Annotated in this window: 19 protein-coding genes; 16 read left to right on the plus strand and 3 right to left on the minus strand. The window is 35.3% G+C overall.

The annotated features are described in order from the left end of the window. Positions 1-127: 127 nt before the first annotated feature. The 6 genes from ACLIJJ_RS25625 (at position 128) to ACLIJJ_RS25650 (ending at position 5,531) form a co-directional block, all read left to right on the plus strand. Positions 128-538, plus strand: coding sequence for an NUDIX hydrolase (locus ACLIJJ_RS25625; protein ID WP_411411886.1), 411 nt, complete (start codon positions 128-130; stop codon positions 536-538). Between the two features lie 118 nt (positions 539-656). Then, positions 657-998, plus strand: coding sequence for a GNAT family N-acetyltransferase (locus ACLIJJ_RS25630; protein WP_411411907.1), 342 nt, complete (start codon positions 657-659; stop codon positions 996-998). Between the two features lie 341 nt (positions 999-1,339). Beyond that, positions 1,340-1,636, plus strand: coding sequence for an NUDIX domain-containing protein (locus tag ACLIJJ_RS25635; RefSeq protein ID WP_411411908.1), 297 nt, complete (start codon positions 1,340-1,342; stop codon positions 1,634-1,636). A 442-nt stretch (positions 1,637-2,078) separates the two neighbouring features. After that, positions 2,079-3,020 carry a DUF1672 family protein gene (locus ACLIJJ_RS25640; protein ID WP_411411887.1) on the plus strand — a complete coding sequence of 314 codons (942 nt, stop codon included), beginning with the start codon at positions 2,079-2,081 and terminating at the stop codon, positions 3,018-3,020. Positions 3,021-3,033: 13 nt separating this feature from the next. Further along, positions 3,034-5,145, plus strand: coding sequence for an SA1320 family protein (locus ACLIJJ_RS25645; RefSeq protein ID WP_411411888.1), 2,112 nt, complete (start codon positions 3,034-3,036; stop codon positions 5,143-5,145). 104 nt (positions 5,146-5,249) lie between these two features. Then, positions 5,250-5,531, plus strand: coding sequence for a hypothetical protein (locus ACLIJJ_RS25650; RefSeq protein ID WP_233315232.1), 282 nt, complete (start codon positions 5,250-5,252; stop codon positions 5,529-5,531). A 143-nt stretch (positions 5,532-5,674) separates the two neighbouring features. Here ACLIJJ_RS25650 and ACLIJJ_RS25655 read toward each other — a convergent pair whose 3' ends face one another. Beyond that, entirely contained in the window at positions 5,675-6,145 is a 471-nt protein-coding gene (locus ACLIJJ_RS25655; protein WP_411411889.1) for an SHOCT domain-containing protein, read from the minus strand. 1,024 nt (positions 6,146-7,169) lie between these two features. Here ACLIJJ_RS25655 and ACLIJJ_RS25660 point away from each other — a divergent pair. The 3 genes from ACLIJJ_RS25660 to ACLIJJ_RS25670 all read left to right on the plus strand — a co-directional run bounded on the left by ACLIJJ_RS25660 (position 7,170) and on the right by ACLIJJ_RS25670 (position 9,138). Next, positions 7,170-7,568: a flavin-dependent monooxygenase gene (locus tag ACLIJJ_RS25660; RefSeq protein WP_411411890.1), complete on the plus strand. Its 399-nt coding sequence runs from the start codon at positions 7,170-7,172 to the stop codon at positions 7,566-7,568. Next, a complete protein-coding gene (locus ACLIJJ_RS25665; protein ID WP_411411891.1) occupies positions 7,561-8,010 on the plus strand; it encodes an FAD-dependent monooxygenase in 450 nt (149 codons plus the stop codon). The genes ACLIJJ_RS25660 and ACLIJJ_RS25665 overlap by 8 nt, the downstream gene beginning before the upstream one ends. A gap of 363 nt (positions 8,011-8,373) precedes the next feature. Beyond that, positions 8,374-9,138: an SDR family oxidoreductase gene (locus ACLIJJ_RS25670; RefSeq protein WP_411411892.1), complete on the plus strand. Its 765-nt coding sequence runs from the start codon at positions 8,374-8,376 to the stop codon at positions 9,136-9,138. Positions 9,139-9,592: 454 nt separating this feature from the next. Here the strand turns inward: ACLIJJ_RS25670 and ACLIJJ_RS25675 are convergent, their stop codons facing one another. Next, positions 9,593-9,955, minus strand: coding sequence for a hypothetical protein (locus ACLIJJ_RS25675; RefSeq protein ID WP_411411893.1), 363 nt, complete (start codon positions 9,953-9,955; stop codon positions 9,593-9,595). A 437-nt stretch (positions 9,956-10,392) separates the two neighbouring features. Here ACLIJJ_RS25675 and bla point away from each other — a divergent pair, with 437 nt between their 5' ends. The 7 genes from bla to ACLIJJ_RS25710 all read left to right on the plus strand — a co-directional run bounded on the left by bla (position 10,393) and on the right by ACLIJJ_RS25710 (position 15,829). Further along, positions 10,393-11,367, plus strand: a complete 975-nt coding sequence (gene bla / locus ACLIJJ_RS25680; RefSeq protein WP_411411894.1) for a class A beta-lactamase — start codon at positions 10,393-10,395, stop codon at positions 11,365-11,367. Positions 11,368-11,460: 93 nt separating this feature from the next. After that, positions 11,461-12,063: a hypothetical protein gene (locus tag ACLIJJ_RS25685; protein ID WP_411411895.1), complete on the plus strand. Its 603-nt coding sequence runs from the start codon at positions 11,461-11,463 to the stop codon at positions 12,061-12,063. A 267-nt stretch (positions 12,064-12,330) separates the two neighbouring features. Next, entirely contained in the window at positions 12,331-13,029 is a 699-nt protein-coding gene (locus ACLIJJ_RS25690) for a hypothetical protein (RefSeq protein WP_411411896.1), read from the plus strand. Between the two features lie 367 nt (positions 13,030-13,396). Further along, on the plus strand, positions 13,397-13,678 hold the full coding sequence (locus tag ACLIJJ_RS25695) for a hypothetical protein (protein ID WP_411411897.1): 282 nt from the start codon (positions 13,397-13,399) through the stop codon (positions 13,676-13,678). Between the two features lie 89 nt (positions 13,679-13,767). Then, the gene (locus ACLIJJ_RS25700) at positions 13,768-14,235 is read left to right on the plus strand and encodes an Imm6 family immunity protein (protein WP_411411898.1); all 468 of its coding nucleotides are present in this window, start codon (positions 13,768-13,770) and stop codon (positions 14,233-14,235) included. A gap of 358 nt (positions 14,236-14,593) precedes the next feature. Then, positions 14,594-15,334, plus strand: coding sequence for a hypothetical protein (locus tag ACLIJJ_RS25705; RefSeq protein WP_233315243.1), 741 nt, complete (start codon positions 14,594-14,596; stop codon positions 15,332-15,334). A gap of 324 nt (positions 15,335-15,658) precedes the next feature. Further along, complete coding sequence (locus ACLIJJ_RS25710) at positions 15,659-15,829, plus strand: hypothetical protein (RefSeq protein ID WP_411411899.1); 171 nt, start codon at positions 15,659-15,661, stop codon at positions 15,827-15,829. 74 nt (positions 15,830-15,903) lie between these two features. On the opposite strand, the gene ACLIJJ_RS25715 is transcribed toward ACLIJJ_RS25710, so the two are convergent. Continuing rightward, the gene (locus tag ACLIJJ_RS25715) at positions 15,904-17,388 is read right to left on the minus strand and encodes an aldehyde dehydrogenase family protein (RefSeq protein ID WP_233315245.1); all 1,485 of its coding nucleotides are present in this window, start codon (positions 17,386-17,388) and stop codon (positions 15,904-15,906) included. Between the last annotated feature and the right edge of the window lie 58 nt (positions 17,389-17,446).

Below are 17,446 nucleotides of genomic sequence, written 5' to 3' on the forward strand. Positions count from 1 at the left end.
GAGCATTCCTGTAATAAATTAAAACTAGCTTTTGGTAGAAACATGGAAGGTTGGTTTGTTAACTTTATCTTAGTGTTTGATATAATTATTCCTTTAGTAAAGCTAACTAATTTGGAGAGTGAGAAGAATGATAAGAGTAGATGTAGGATATGCATTAATTTATAATGAAGAAACACAAGAAATCCTAATGGTTAATAATAAGGGTGGCGGTTGGTCTCTTCCTGGTGGAGCAGTTGAAAAAGGGGAAACTCTTGAACAAGCAGTGGTACGTGAGACTAAGGAAGAAACAGGACTAATAGTACAAGCAGAGAACATTGTAGCTGTAAATGAAGCAATGTTTAAAGAAAAGGGACATCACGCAATTTTTTTTACTTTTAAAGCTAGGATTATAGTAGGAGAAATATTAATCCAGGATAAGCAGGAAATATCAGAAATAGCATGGGTTGACCTGCAAAGGGCTAATGAATTAATGCCTTACCATAACAACGGTGTAGAAAATTTACTAAATAGTGCTGCTCCTTATATATACCAAATATAAATTTACCCCCATCCTATAATAAATGTCTATAGATAACCTATTGTAATTAGAAGGAGCATAAAAATTGAACATAGAAATATTAAGTTGTACAGAAAAACAAATCAAATCAAGAGATGTAATGAGACTATATAAAGATGTAGGGTGGTGGGAAGAAAGATCAGAACAAGATATTGCCGAGATGCTAAATAAGGTTCCATCGGTGGGTGCTTGGAAAGACGATAATTTAATTGGTTTTGTAAGAGCAGTTTCAGATGGTAAATTTAGAGCATATATTGAAGATGTTGTTATACATAGTTCATTTCAGAAGAATGGTATCGGAAAAAAAATGCTAGTAAAAATGGTGGATGAGCTTTCAAATATAGATGTAATAAGTTTGTTTTGTGAGGACCATCTAATACCCTTCTATGAAAAAAGCAATTTTAGATACAGCAAATCACAATTTGTAATGCATAGAAAGTAATTAATAAATTAAAGTAATAAAAGACTTCGCACTCATATTAAAGGGATAAGCCTTTCTTATGACAAACATGGCAGTATTTTTTTATGTTAAAAGAGAAGGTTGTTACATTAAGGAGTTTAATCCAGAAGGATTAATGCTCTTTTTTGTACCAAAAAGGATCCTACAGATTAGTTAAGGAAAAAAGTTGAGGTGTGGAGTATGTTTAAGATTTTTGGTGAGAAAATTTATGGTATTGATTATCAAATAAGAAAAGGCGTTTATGCTGTTATTCTTAATATTACGAAGGATAAAGTGTTAACTGTCCAGAATTCAAGAGGACATTTTTTTTACCTGGCGGTGGTATTGAGAAGGATGAAAGTTATCAAGACTGTCTAGAAAGAGAAATGTTAGAAGAAACGGGATATAAAGTTTCCATAGGTCCTTTTTTAGGAGAAGCAAAGAGATATTTTCAATCCACTAAAAATGAACCTTTAATAAACGAAGGATATTTTTACTTGGCAGATCTGTTAGATAAAATACAAGAACCTACAGAAGATGACCATGATATTAAGTGGATAGATATTAATAGTGTTCAAGGTCTTCTTGTTCACGACCACCATTGTTGGGCAGTTTATGAATCATTAAAAAGGAGTGGTTAATTCCGCTGTATAATTAACAATTGCGCTAACTAAATGGAGTATACTTATTACTCAAATTTTATGGTGCTAACTTGGAATTTTTCCTGCAATAAATTGATATGGATAATTAACTTTGTGAATAAATGTACTTAAGCTATAGGGGGCTTTAGTAAAAAAAGATACAAAAAGAAAATGAGCTTGGAGATATATTCTCCAGCTCATTTTATTTTTGTATTTTAAATCAACCTTTACCTTTAACATAGCCTTTATTTACAGAAGAGAAGGCAGCATTACTAAAACACACGCGTTGTCTTGTATTGTATTATTGTATTTAGCTCCTTCCAGACTTTCATCCTATTTCTGCGTAAAAAGGGTAATTTTTCACCTTTTTAATTGTAAATATATAACTTTATCAGCTACAATAATAGGTATGGCACAGTCCTTTAGGGAGGATATACTAACTATGGTTAAGAATACAAAATTTTTGCTCTGCACTATTGGGTTATCAATAATGCTTGGAGGATGTTCGGGTATGAATAGTACAAATACTAATAATGAAAATGAAGAAGTTAAAGAAACACAAGCTGGAACTTCTAGTGACAGCTTGGTGAGCGTTCAGGATTACACAGGTGAAGGTTATGCTCTTCCATATGGAAAAGAAACCGATAAACTTGCTGAAGAGAATCGGAACCAGATAGAAGAAGCAACTATAAAGTATTTTAAGGATAACTATAAAACTGATGTTTATGTACATAATGTAGTCGGTAGCCGTGATGGGGCAACGATTTTTGTAGAATCTAAAGGGAATCTACATTTCTATACGTATGCGGTTGTACCAATTGAGGAACAAGGAAAGCAAGTGTTGACAGATAAAATTTGGGCAGATGAATTCCAGGTAGAAAATGCTATTAAAGGCGGATTATATCATATGATCTTTAGTGATGAATTCAAGAAGCTCGATAGTTACCTTGAGTCGCTTGCAGCAAAAGGGCAAATTACTGGCAAAACTATAGAAGCCCTCCAAAATGTTGGCGGACATGGATATATGACTCCATATTACTTTATAGCGCTAACAAGTAAAGAAGAGGCGATTAAACCAGTTTATGACCTATATATAAGCAATCCTAATGAAAGTGTAGAAAATTTGCGGAATGCCTATGATGAGAACATGTTTAACGCCGAAAATTTCAAAATTAATATTCAATTATTTATGACTGATAAGCAGGCAAAACCAAGTGAAGAAATATTTAATCAAGTCACAAAAGAGTTAGAGGAAATGGACTCAATACCTAATGGTACCTACAGTTTCTCGCTCAATGATAACTTCATAGATAAACAGAGTGCTGAAGGTGCTAAGGAAAACTCTTTAAAACGTGGTTTCCCGGATTACATTACTAAGGAATAAAGCAGGTGAATATATGGAGACACTTAAAGGTTCACCAAATATAAATACAAATATAGCAAATAATGATAAAGATTTAGTTGAACTTGCAGGCTTACATGCATATACCTATCCGCTTTTTGAATCGGTAATACAAGTAAATGATACAGATTATACAGTTATTGATACCCATTATGAAGATCCAACCGGCCTTGATTCTATGACAGTTGTAAATATGGAGACAGAGGAAATATCCATTATTTATGTCGGAACAGATGCTAGTGGAAAATATGGCAAGCAGGATATCATTACAGATGCGCAGCTTTTAAGTGACCTTACTCCTGTACAGCTAGAAGCAGCAAGAAATTATTACACAGAAATGAACCAAAAATATAAGAACGTGGGCGGCGTTAAATCTATTGCAGGTAATTCCCTTGGTGGAGGGCTAGTTGGTGCAGTAGCGGTAGAGAATCCAGAAGTAAATGCGGTTACTTTAAACCCCGCCCTTCTTCCTGAAGGGATGGTGGATCCTAATCAAACTTATGATAATATCACAAACTACTTCAGCAGCTACGATGTACTGACTCAGACTTTAATCGCTTTAAATCTTCATGACCGTATTCCAGGTAAGCAGTATGAAATTTTCAATGGTATTCCTGAGTTTTCAAAGCTTGCTACAAACCATACAGGATATTTAAGAAATGAAGATGGCTCCCAGTTCTATGTGATAGGAGAAGTAGGAAAGCCGGGATATGGCAGGATTTATATCGATGCGGATTCACACATTGTATCAAGTATATGGACGGGTGTTCCTCTATATGGGGGACACTCAGACCGCATTGAAATAAATAAAGAAAACCTGGATATACTTGCCGCCTCTCTGCAAAACAATGTGATGGAAAGACTGAACCTTGTTCACGAATATCTTGGCAATTCGGTTGCCATTGTGGAGGATGAAAGTAATCGTTTTAACGAGCGGCTTAATGGGCTGCAGAATACTTTCGAGCATTTGTTTGAAAACATGATCAGTGAGCCGCTATTTCTTGGCATCACTTCATTAAGCAATAGATTGACAGCGGAGATTGATTATTTAATTTCATTATTAAATATCGCAGAAAGCCAAAGCAAATCATTGAATTACATATTAAATTCTCCACCGGCAGAGCTTCTTGAGCATATCTTCAAGACGAATGTCAGTGTAGAAAGCTTGTTTTCAGAGATTCGCAATAATCTATACGAACTAAAGGCTGATATTCATAACATCTCAAGAAACATTATTAACATTATTTCAGATAAAATTCCCGAACTATTTAGAGGCGGAAAGGATGCCTGGTATGATGCAGTAGTCGGTGAGTTAAATGCCCATTATGGTATTGTCAATACTAACAGAGATATACTTCTTTCTCATATTAGGGAATTCAAAAAGCAAGTACAGGATGTTGCCGCAAACTTTCAAATGCGTGATCAATCTCTCGGGCAATCTATTAAAAGTAAATCTACTCATTCCGACTCGATTTCAGTACAGGGAACTAATAATTACAAGTTGGAAGATTCCCCTTACATGGAATGGAGGATGAAGATTAAGGAAATCCAATTAGATACTTCTTACACTTCCTTTACTTTATCGACTCAGGCACTGCTTTACCCTCTTCTGGAAAAAGGACAGATTTTGACTTTCGCCATCGAAAGCACATTAGAAATCCTATCATCAAGTATAAAAGGAGCGACCCATCTTGCTCTAAGTCAAACCATTCCAGGGAAGTTACTTAGTCTCTTTTCAGACTTTGATGATAAAATCCGAACCGGTGTCGCTAACACTCTAAAGCCATTGGATGAACTAGCCGCTACCATCGAAGGGGTCCGTAAAGGATTAGGCCGTTTAATTAATGAATATCCAACTCTACTAAACAATTTTAGACCTTATGTAGAAAGTGCCATATTTAATAATAGTGGTTATTTTAATGTTCATCTTTATAACCTGGCATCTATCGCCATTTTAAGAGAGATGCAAATGCTATTTAATGATGTGGTTTATCAATTAGGAAACAACAAAGCTGAAGCAATTGAAGTATTATGTGAAGTATCCATGAAATTGAAGGAAAATATGGGCATTTTTTATGAACAGGTGAATCGTGGGACATTAAACTGACTTATTCAGCAAGAACCCTCAAGTATATTGGGGGTTTCTTCAAGTTGTGCAATAATGCTAATTATAATGTAACTTTTCTCCATAACTTGAAGGAGGGTACCGGAATGAAGTTGTACTATAAGGAAGAATACTTAGGTGACATTCAGGATGTAAATAGAGAAGGCGCTTGGGTATATGGAACATTCAAACCGACAGCAAACATAAAAAGATATAAAACATTCTTAGAAGCTCTTACAAATGAAGAACATGATTTTGAAGAAGACCAATTTGATGCAGAATGGTTAAATGAGAGCAACTGGTTTATCGCTGATGACCAGGGGAATAAAGAGGGAATAGAAACTCCTGCTGTTTTTAAAGATGGGAATATAAATTGGCGTTGGAGATAATCGAATAGAGGATAGTGAAAAAGCTGCTGTTTGCGGCTTATTTTGTAGTTAACTTAATATTAATAAAAAAGTATACCTAAGATCGTTGGCCTATCAGTATGCACAGAAATAGCCCTGCTCAATGAGCGGGGCATTTTTTATATTTATAATCCCAATAATTGATTTTTCTTTTGTTGAAATTCTTCTTCTGATATAATCCCATCGTCTAATAATGCTTTAAACTTACGAATTTCTTCTGCTGAATCTGTCTTTGTTTCTGATAGAATCGTAGGTTGATGCTTAGATGCTAAGATTTCTTCTACATAAGACTTTATTTCATCAGCCATTTTTTGTTCCTTCTTAGCAAACATAACTGTGTTTTCATCTTGTGTAGCGGCCATAAGTCCGCCTTTACTTTCCCGGCTTCCCAGAATTACAAATTGAATATAACCATTTGTTAATGCACCAGCTTTTTTCATTTGTACACCGGAAATATTGTTTATATCAATTGACTTTTCCCCATCTAAGCCATGATTAGCAAAGTTCAATAAACCTTTTCTTTTAATTCTTAAGAAATTCCCCTCAAGTGTAACTGTTGTTTTTCCAGCCGCTTTAAATTCGAGTACTTTAGACATAGTATATTTCTCCTTATAATAATAATATCCGTTTAAATAATAAAACTTATAGTGAAAAAAGCATATAGATTCGACAAAATTAGACAAATAGTAATATTATACATCTTCAATCGAATACTAGTCATCCATCTAAACTTTTAATAACCTAGCTAATTTAAAGCTTTATGTATACACTTTTGAGCAGAAAGTTTAGAATACTTAGAAATTATTTTGCTAGTAACGGAGAAAAATGGGAGTAGAACTATATTGAAAAGAAAGAGTCTGCTATTATTTCATTTAAAATCTAATAAAAACGGAATGTACAGTTTTCATTAGATTTAGTAACATTTTATCAAATTTAGAAGTAAATGTAATGCGTTTATGTGAAGAATTCTTCATATAACCGTAAATTGAAGGTCAAGAATATTACCTGCCCCTATTGAAAACGTTGATGAGAGCCTTGTAGAACAATTTGTAGATGGGTTCTATCAAATAAGACAAGTTAATAGGTCTACTGCGGAAAGACTAATGACAATCTTAGAACAATTAGATGAAAATCAGATACCAGGATTAATTCGTAATCATGCTCAGCTAGAGGTTTTTAGGGATCCTCAACACTTTCACAACTGAAGAATATATTCTATCACTTTATCCCGAATGACACATATTGTTATAGTCAATCAATATAAACCAGCACTATATAACAAACATAGGCAGCTACCTTTTATAAAATTAGGGTAGCTGCTTAACTATTTATGAAAACAAAGGATGCGAGCCAATGCTGTAATCAGTAGAAAAGAATACTCTTATATAACAATCTGGTGCAGGATAGCTTAATCGCTAAACAGAGTAACTTCCAAAATAAGAGTAATTGGAGCATCTTTTTCAAAAAAATAACATATTGTTTATGTTAGTAGGGCTTAATGAAAATGAATAAAAGCTATCTACACCTGCGGGGAAAATCCTCCAACAGACGGACTCAGCTCTAATTAGCCGCAAGTATGGACTTGACAATGTTGCCATTGAGTGAGGGAAACTCTTAGAGTTGCTAATAAACTCCTTAGGTCTAGCACAAATTGTTCATACCGGAAAGACTTTACGTTTTGAACAAAGTGACTCCCGTGTGAAAGTGTGGTTTGAAGACGGTACATCAGAGGAAGGAGATTTACTAATTGCTGCGGACGGTATTCATTCTACCATTCGTGATACTCTAATGCCAAGTGTTAAACCAAGGTATGCGGGATACACCTGTTGGAGAGCTGTTGTAGAGACTAAACCGAACTTGAGAGGATACAATCCGAAAGTATTTATAGAAACTTGGGGCCGCAAGGGACGCTTTGGTTTGGTTCCTTTACAGGACAATCGAATCTATTGGTTCGCATGCGTTAATGCCAAAGTTGAGAATTCTCCATTAAGAAACTTTTCTGTAACAGAACTTGATTAAGATATTTGAAGGTTACCATGATCCAATCCCTGAGATACTGGCGCAAAGCTCTGATAACCAATTGCTCAACCATGATATTTATGATCTGCCACCAATTAGCCGCTTTGTATTCGGAAACATTGTTTTGCTTGGTGACTCGGCACATGCTATGACGCCAAATTTGGGGCAAGGGGCTGGACAGTCTATTGAAGATGCAATCATCCTCGCAGGTCATTTAAAGACAAGTCCTACAATTAAGGAAGCATTGGAAAGATATGAACAAGAACGAACTGGACGGACAAGTGCAATTACCAGAATGTCAAATCGAATTGGAGTGGTTGCACAGCTGAATGACCGCGTTTCTGTAACTCTTCGAGATGCATTATTCCCTCATGTTCCATCCATAATTATGGAAAAACAGTTGAAATACCTCTATGAAGTGAATCTTGAGGGGTTACTTTGAATATTTCTCCCTTTATATAGACTGCTATAGCTAAGAAAAGTTTTACGTTTTTTATGATTTGAATACTTTGGTAATTGAAGTGAACTTAGCTTAACCTTAGGAAAATCAGCATCCTGAAGATATTGCTGATTGCTCTGCTATTTCTGCTGGAATTTCGTTTTTCTTTCGGGGGTAAAATGGAGAAGAAATCGAAGAAACGCCAATGTTTCATTTAGCTTAGCTTTAATCTGTTTATTGTTATCCATTTATATAATTAGATTTCTAGCTGCCATTTGGTGGCTTATTTTGTATCACTCTAATAAGACGTATAAAGCAATAGACAAATGAATAATAAAATATAAAGAAATAGTCCTCAGAAGGGTCGTGTTCTACGTGAGAGTGTTGGTAACAGGTTCAACAGGTTATTTAGGTTCCGCCTTGCTGTTACGTCTAAAAGATACAGAATACAAAGTGAAGATAACATCTAGAAATAGACCTCAAGATTGGCAACAGTTCGAGTGGATTTACAGCGACTTGGTATCAGGAGAGGGATTGGAAGAGGCTGTAAAGGATGTGGATGTCATCATCCATGCAGCAACAAGCCCGATGAAAAACGTCAAAAAGGTAGAAATAGAAGGCTTACGAAATCTGTTGAGTAAGATACAACATATACAGCACTTTATTTACCCCTCCATCGTGGGTATCGAAGAAATACCGTGGAAATACTATCAACTGAAGTTGGAAGCGGAAGAATTGTTAAGTAAAAGTACTGTTCCTTACACTATTGCACGTGCCACGCAATTTCATGGCTTTGTGGAAAACTTACTTTTATCCAAACCTCTCTTTAACAGATATGTCATTCCAGGGAGATGGAAAGTGCAGAGTGTAGACGTGCATGAATTTGCAACCCATCTAATTGATTTGGTGAATAATGGTCCCAAAGGAAGGGTGGAGGATTATGGCGGACCTGAGATAATGACAATTAGAGAGATGGCTGAAGTAAAAATAAACGCGAAGAAGGAAAAGAAGACAGTATTTGATGTTTCTTTGCCGGGGAGGTTATCCAAGGCTTTCATTGATGGAAAGAACACAAATATAAATAATCAGAAGGGGGAAGTTACCTTCGAACAGTTTCTGCGTAATAAGTAGAACAAAGTGATAATACAAAGAGTAAAAGAGGAATTTCTTTCTATTTTAAAATTGCTTAGGCCTAATAATTTCATTTTTTATGTTTTTTAATAGCTTCGACCTCGATTGTTATATTGATTTTATCTATAGTATTTTGGCTCATAAGATATTTAAGAAAGAAAACGAAATAAAATCACTATCTAGTCTTAATAAAAAGGGTATACTAGGAGCGTTCTTCTGTTGACCTTTCATTGTTCAGATAGAAAATAGTAATATTACATGGGGTTTTTAAGCAAAAACCCTTCTTCAAGCGTTCGTTCGTATGAATCGGTTCAAAACTCGTTTTTATATAGCGTGTTAAGCACCTCAAGATTTTACTCTATTTATATAAAAAGTACTATATTCATCTCAGTTAAATTAATAAAGGTTTAATTATAAAGGAATCAAAATACGAAAATACTTACTCCTTCATCCGTTAACTAATTAATGTATTGGAGTTGTCCTCAAAAGTATCTAACCTCTTTAAAGAAATCACAACATTAAAGTGGCTTTTTAATAAAGACCAATAGTCTGGATAGATGTAAATAAAGTCTTGCATCACTTCTTCGGAGTAATATAGCAGGTAATCTATTTTTTCTATTTCGAATTTTTCCAAATCGTATAAAAGGGCGTGTTGGATGGTGTAATACTCATTAATCTGATATATATTTGGTTTAACAATATTCAGGTTGTTTGTTTGGATGTATTTTAACAAGTTCTGTTTTTGTAGGCATACACTATCTTCTTTCGATAACCCTCCTAAGGATATCCGTTCATTTATAAAATAAATAGCATTCATACAATTCCTCCGTAATTCATGTTATTTCAATGATTGACAGAATTTGTATGGAATATTCTCGCTATTTACCAATAAAGAAATTTATAATTAATAAATCGTTAGTAGGAATTTGGTTAGTCAATTATATGTAATTAGAAAAAACCTTTAGACTGGCTAACAGGCTTAAATGTACCAAGACAATAATTAAACTAAACGTTATCGTTCTGTTATAAATTGGGATACTATAAAACAAAAAATATTGACATTACTGGATTATATATGAAATACTACATTTGTGGTATTTAATGTGTATTCAGTAAAACTGCTTGCATGTTCAATTCGTACATAGGAGCTTAATAACATAATTAGGAGGTCTACATTTATGAAATAAGTTAAATGATTCGGCTGCTATCCAGGAGAACATTTAAAAAATTTTTTAGGAAAGAGGTTGAATTTTTATGAAATCATTAAGCAACATACTTAACACTTCCACACTCAGAAAAATTGTGATTTTACTATTTCTTTCTTGTGCAACGCTTGGTTATTCAAACAATAACGTTCAAGCTGAGTTAACTAAACACAAAAAACAAGAAACTGTCACTAATTATAAGTTTGAGAAGCTTGAAGATAAATATGATGCTAAACTTGGTGTTTTTGCATTGGATACTGGTACCAACCAAACAATAACCTATCATCCAGATGAGCGTTTTGCATATACATCTACTCATAAGGCTTTAGCTGTAGGAGCACTTTTACAACAAAAATCAATAGAAGATCTTAATCAAAGAATTTTCTATACACGTGAGGATCTTGTTAATTATAATCCCATTACAGAAAAGCATGTTGAGACGGGAATGACTCTGAAGGAGCTTTCTGATGCATCTCTCCGATACAGTGACAATACTGCTGGAAACCTCATCCTCAAACAACTGGGGGGACCACTTGGATTTAAAAAAGCATTGGAGAATATCGGAGATAATGTTACCAATCCTGAGCGATTTGAGCCAGATTTAAATGAAGTTAATCCTGGTGAGACTCATGATACTAGTACACCAAGAGCACTTGCGACTAGTCTTCAGGCTTTTACATTGGGAGATACACTTCCAACAGAGAAACGTGAACTTTTACTAGATTGGATGAAGAGAAATACTACTGGAGATAAGTTAATTCGTGCTGGAGTGCCGAAAGGTTGGGTTGTGGCTGATAAGACTGGAGCAGGATCATATGGTACGCGAAATGACATTGCGATTATTTGGCCATCAAAAGGAGATCCTATTGTTCTTGCTGTACTTTCGAGTCGCGATAAAAAAGATGCTGATTATAACGACGAACTTATTGCTGAGGCAACAAAAGAAGTGATTAAGGCCCTAAAAAATAAAAATAAAATTAATGCCAAAGATGAAGATTGGCGCCAGCAATGGCAAGAGGAATAAGAAAAATTCTCTTCTTTCAATTATAAGGAGACTGAACTTTTTTCGCGACTCCTGTTCCTTTTTAGTTCGAATTTGATTTTTAAGGGGGGTAACATGACTAAGAAGCTAAAAAAGAAAAAGAGGTTAACACGCGGAACTTGGCTAGGTAAGGATAGAAGGGAAATTATTGCTGGCCTATTCGCGTTTACTGGATTGTTATTCTTCATTATAACGTTAATTCTATGGGGGATATCCGAGCTAAGCGATGAAAATTTCATTTTTTCGGAAATGCTTGGTTCCTTTAGTGCTGCAAGCCTTTGTCTCTGCTTTGGTATTATTTTTATAGCCTTGATTATTGGGGCAGGAAATTGGATTGCAAAGATCATTTGTTTACTTATTACCGTGTTAATGATGATAACGAGCTATTCATTTATAGAAACTTCCATAAATCTTTATAAAGATAAAACAGTTTTTGAAAACAAACAGTTTGAAACGGTTGTAGCAACCCCAATTGGAGCGGAGTTTGATGACGCTGACTATGGAACTGAAATTCTAATGGAATTAGAATTTAATAATCTCACCTTAGACGTGTACAGCTTCAATATATCAAAAAATTATTACCAAGAAAACTTATCAGGAAAGACTCTAGAAATTTCCTACCTCCCAAATAGTCGTTATGCAGTTAGTATTAAGGAATATCTAATTGTAGAAGAATAAGTTTTATTTTTATTTTCTTATGAAAAAAGAGGCTTGATAAAGCTGCTTCAAGTTTTAAGAAGCATTATTCTATAAAACATAATTGAAAGGGACAGTGTTTTTAAATTCTTTTTGACCCGAATCATCATGTTAATTTAATTTCAACCAATATATCTGCAATGTATACAAATTGTCAAAGAAGGTTAATCAGCTAAAATGATTATTGTGATATAATCAATTGTATATAATTTGTTTAATTTACATCAATTGGTATTTTGGTCGAAAGGAATGACTTATCAAATGAAGATGTTTTCTAGGTTAATTGGTTTACTTGGCGTTTTAATACTGTTGGGAGGATGCTTTGATAAGGCAAGCGAAGAAACCAGTAATACATCAGGTAATTCTGCACCTAAGCAAACGGAACAATCCTCGGAGAAAGACAAAAGCACTCATACCAGCGAGGGTGAAAAAACAGACACGAACGAATCAACTAACACCATCTCGAAAGAACCAGCCAATTCTGGTTCTGAGGACAAATCAAATGAAAGTAACGACTCAAACACAAGTGATAAAGAAAACAAAGATCCGCTAGCTCCATATTCCAGTGAACAAATCGAATATGCACGCGTTTGGTTGCAACTTGGAGCAAATCAGGATATAGACGAATTAAATATTCGGCATATACCTGTTGGAGAACCCATCAATCCAAATATCGATAACAGCGCCACCTACCCAGAAGGCGTTATACAATTATCAGGGTCTCGTCTAATCGACGGATCCATAACCTATAAAGGGAACGGCGATGGCACAATAAATGTTTATAACGCACCAATGCGTTGGGAAGCACCTCCACCCGATGTAGATGAAAAAACACTTCAAGAAGATACAGAAGAGATACTCAACAACACTAAAAAGATTTATATCGAACCTGCAGAGGGTGAGAATATTATAAAATTAATTAATCTTCAGAGGCCATATCGCAATTAAAAAACATCAATGAGTCCTTCTGTATAAAAGGCCTCATTGATGTTTATATACCGTGAAAAACATGACAATTTAAAGAAGAATCACTAATAAAATATAGCCTGAAAAAAATCGAGATTCTATTAATTGGTATATTAAAAGTAAAAAGATACGTCTTTGTTCCTTACTGACATTAGTGTATATTTATGTCTTATTCAGATTAGTATTATCCATACCAATGAGCTGTTGTATGGTTAGATAATTTCTTTTGTTCCAAATATTGATAACACTTGAAATAACCACATCCATCAGTAACTATATTCTGGAGTTTGATTACTCATCTAAAAAATTCTTACTAATTTGTCTCGATAATGAAGAAGAAGGGTGTAAAATGAAGTTATACTTTAAAGAGAAATACATAGGCGACATTCTGGATGCAAATAGAGAAGGTTCTTGGGTATATGGAATATTCAAACCGACAGGAAATTATGAAAAGTATAAAACATTTTTTGAGGCTCTTACGAATGAAGACAATGTGTTTGATGAAGGCCAATTTGATGCAGAATGGTTAGATGAAAGCAATTGGTATATTGCTGATGATCAGGGGAATAAAGAAGGAATTGAGATTCCTGCTGTTTATCCAGATGGGGATATAAATTGGCGTTGGAGATAAGAAAAAAGTGAATAGTAGTGAAAAGAATGGCAATTTACGGATTTTAAATTTTATGCTGTAGTGAAGTGAATGATTGGTAGGGATTTACTATGGAAGAACATACATTTAGCCATTTAACAGATGAAGGAAAAGTACTCTTTTTTATTCTGCTATCAAAAGAAATTTTAAGTGACTTTTCACAGATTGAAGATAGACAGCTAGCACAAAATGCTCTTTCAAAATGTTTGGAATGGGTAAAAAACAACGAAGAAATTGGTTACGAACTTTATGATCTATTAGACGATGATGAGAATGGCATAACAATTATTCAAGAAATGTCCAAAAATGAGAAAGATAGTGCTGCCTGGAATTGCATTATTGATACAGTTGCTTATACATGTCGCAAAGCAATGGAAAAAGAAGGTGTAATATACTTTCCAGAACCAATTGCCCAAGTGGATGATACAATAGTGGAACATTTTATTAGCTCTATCGAACAAGTTAAAGGTGATTCTACTTTGTTGCTTATAAAGAAAACGTTCGAACGACTACTTTTATCCACCTTAGATAAAGAATAAAACATATAATAATTTATCTGATTTTAAGGATGCCGATATAATAGATTTCGGCATTTTTTTATTGCATATTTAAAATATGCGGGCTAAGAACCTTATGTATTGACTAAGGAATTTCCATTGAATGTTCATTATTTTTTAAGATAAATTTCCTAACTTTAGGGAAATTCTAATAGTTAAAAGGAATAATCTATTAATGTGAAATAAATAGAATAAGGGGAAATGGTTAATTAGCAGGATGATCTTAAACTAGTAAAGGAAATAAAAGACATCCGTAGGATAAAGTGATTTGTGGATATACCCAAATATTGTATAGATAGGTATAATAATGAAGTACATAATTGAGGGGGAACCAACACAGATGAAAAAGAAAATAGTTAGATTCACAAGCGTCTTAGCTCTACCACTGTTGTTGCTTGTTGGATGCAGTGAATCTACCGATAACGGAGAAGCAAGCAAGACTAAAGAAACGAAAGCAGAGGCAGTGTCTAAGAAAAGTATGGAAAATGAAGTGAAAGAGAAGACTCTATCTAAGGAAAGTGCTGACACTGAAGAACAAACCGAAGAAACTACGGAGAATGCGGCTGCAGAAAGTACAAGCACTCCTCAACAAACGGAAGATCAAAACAACTTTTCTGAAAACGGTGTAAACACAACTACAGCTATCAGCCAAAATGCCATGCTTGAGGAATTCAACTACATGAGCTATGAAAATGCACGTTTTGGTTTTATTGTTCAGTATCCTGATACATTTAAAGCAGGACGGGCACCAGATAATGGTGATGGATTAGGATTTAGTAATGGGGAAGCTGAGATTTCAGCATATGGAAGTTTTGATGTTTTACAGGATAATCTCCAATCTTACTATGAATTTTCTACAGATGATGCAGTAAATCCTATTGCCTTACAAAAAAGAGGGGACAATTACTTTATCGTATCTTTTATAGATGCAAATGATAATATCGTGTATCAGAAGAGCAAGCTGCAAGCTGGTGTCATCTCAACAGTAAAGCTAACATACCCAGCTAGCCAGAAAGAAAAGTACGATGAAATGGTTAATCATGTGGTGGATACCTTTGTTCCATCAAGTGGCGATCGGTAAGTAAAAACTACCGGTATAGAATAACCAGTAATTATTAAGTAGGTAAATACCTTACCTGTTATTGCTCACGACTTCACAGGACTTTTTTACTTTATAATGATAAAACACAGTAACAAAAGCTGTCTTTGTTATGTCCTGCTAAATTGTTATTAAACAATCAAAGAAGTACTTTGTATTGTTACTAGTGGCCAAACTAATAATTAAACTACCAAAAGCAACAATGTTTAGTATTTTTAAGTCTTTAACTTTTCTACAAAAAAGATAAATTTTAAATTATTTTTGTATTAAGAGAGGGCAAATATGAAAAATAAACATAGATTTGTCATGAATAGGATTTTAATACTTCTATATGTGATGGTTTCCATTTTAGTATTAATAGTTTACGCTATTAAAGATGATTTGTCAGAGGTTTATGAAGCATTTATTCCTCTTGCTATTACTGCCGCAGCTTGTATCATGTTGAATAAAATTAACAATGAGAAAGAGGAAGCTTAAGAAAGCCAGTAGCAGAAAAAAATGTTTGGAAGGTACTGAAACCAGTACCTTCCAAACATATAACAATTAAAACCTTAATCCAAAGAAACCCAAACACTCTTAACCTCCGTATAATTCTCAAGCGCATAGGACCCCATCTCACGCCCAATACCAGACTGCTTATACCCTCCAAACGGAGAAGCAGCATCAAACGTATTATAACAATTCACCCAAACAGTCCCTGCACGGAGCTTGCTCGCAATATAATGTGCTTTTCCAACATTCTGCGTCCACACACCTGCTGCTAAGCCATACTCACTGCTATTAGCACGGTTAATCAACTCATCCAAATCATCATATGGCATCGCTGAAATAACCGGACCAAAGATCTCTTCCTTCGCAATCGTCATTTCATCTCGCACATCAGCAAATATTGTAGGGGAAACGAAGTAGCCCTGTTCCTGTGGCTTAGTACCACCAACAACTAGCTGTGCACCTTCATTCAACCCTTTTTCAATATAACCAAGTACGCGATTCTGCTGCTCAACAGAAACTAGCGGGCCGATTTCTGTATCTGCATGAATACCAGCACCTTGTTGAATATTTTTAGCATGGGATGCCATATCAGCAACCACATTATCGAAGTGTTTCTTTTGGATAAACACGCGGGAACCTGCACAGCAAACTTGGCCTTGGTTAAACATAACCCCGTTTAGGGCACCAGGAATTGCCTTCGATAAATCAGCATCAGGCAAGATGATATTCGGTGATTTACCGCCTAGCTCCAATGTAACACGTTTTAATGTTTTAGAGGCATTTGCCATAATTAGTTTTCCGACTTCAGTCGAACCGGTAAAGGCAATTTTATCTACTAATGGATGATCTACTAGCGGCTGGCCTGCTGTTTCGCCGAAGCCTGGGACGATGTTGACGACTCCTTCTGGGAAGCCGGCTTGTTGGATTAATTCTGCGAGGTAAAGGGCTGACAGTGGTGTTTGTTCAGCTGGTTTTAGGACGACGGTACAGCCTGTTGCGAGTGCGGCGCCGAGCTTCCACATGGCCATTAGGAGCGGGAAGTTCCATGGAATGATTTGCCCGACGACTCCGACTGCTTCATGGCGTGTGTAGTTTAGGAATGGTCCGCTGACTGGGATTGTCTGGCCGACGATTTTTGTGGACCAGCCTGCGTAGTAGCGCATATGCTCGACTGCCAGCGGGATATCGGCATTGGTTGTTTCGCGGATTGGTTTGCCGTTATCTAATGTTTCGAGCTGGGCTAGCTCGGCGCTGTTTTCTTCCATTAAATCTGCGAGTTTGTACATGAGGCGGCTTCTCTCTGATGCACTGATTTTGGACCATGGGCCTTCATCGAATGCTTTGCGGGCTGCTTTGACGGCACGGTCGATGTCTTCTGGGCCTGCCTCGAAAACAGTCGCTAAAACCTCTCCAGTTGCCGGGTTGTATGTATCGAAGGTTTTTTGTGAGGTACTTTCAACAAATTCACCGTTAATAAATAGTTTTTTCTGGCCGTTTAGGAATCTTTCCACCTTTTCTTTTAGCACTCCAGATAATTGAGTCATCTAACTCCTCCTTATTTTTTGGAATCGCTTACAAAAGTAATGTTAACACTGTGAAAAT

The sequence above is a fragment of the Niallia laureatilytica genome (genome assembly GCF_046613985.1).
Taxonomy (GTDB): domain Bacteria; phylum Bacillota; class Bacilli; order Bacillales; family Cytobacillaceae; genus Niallia.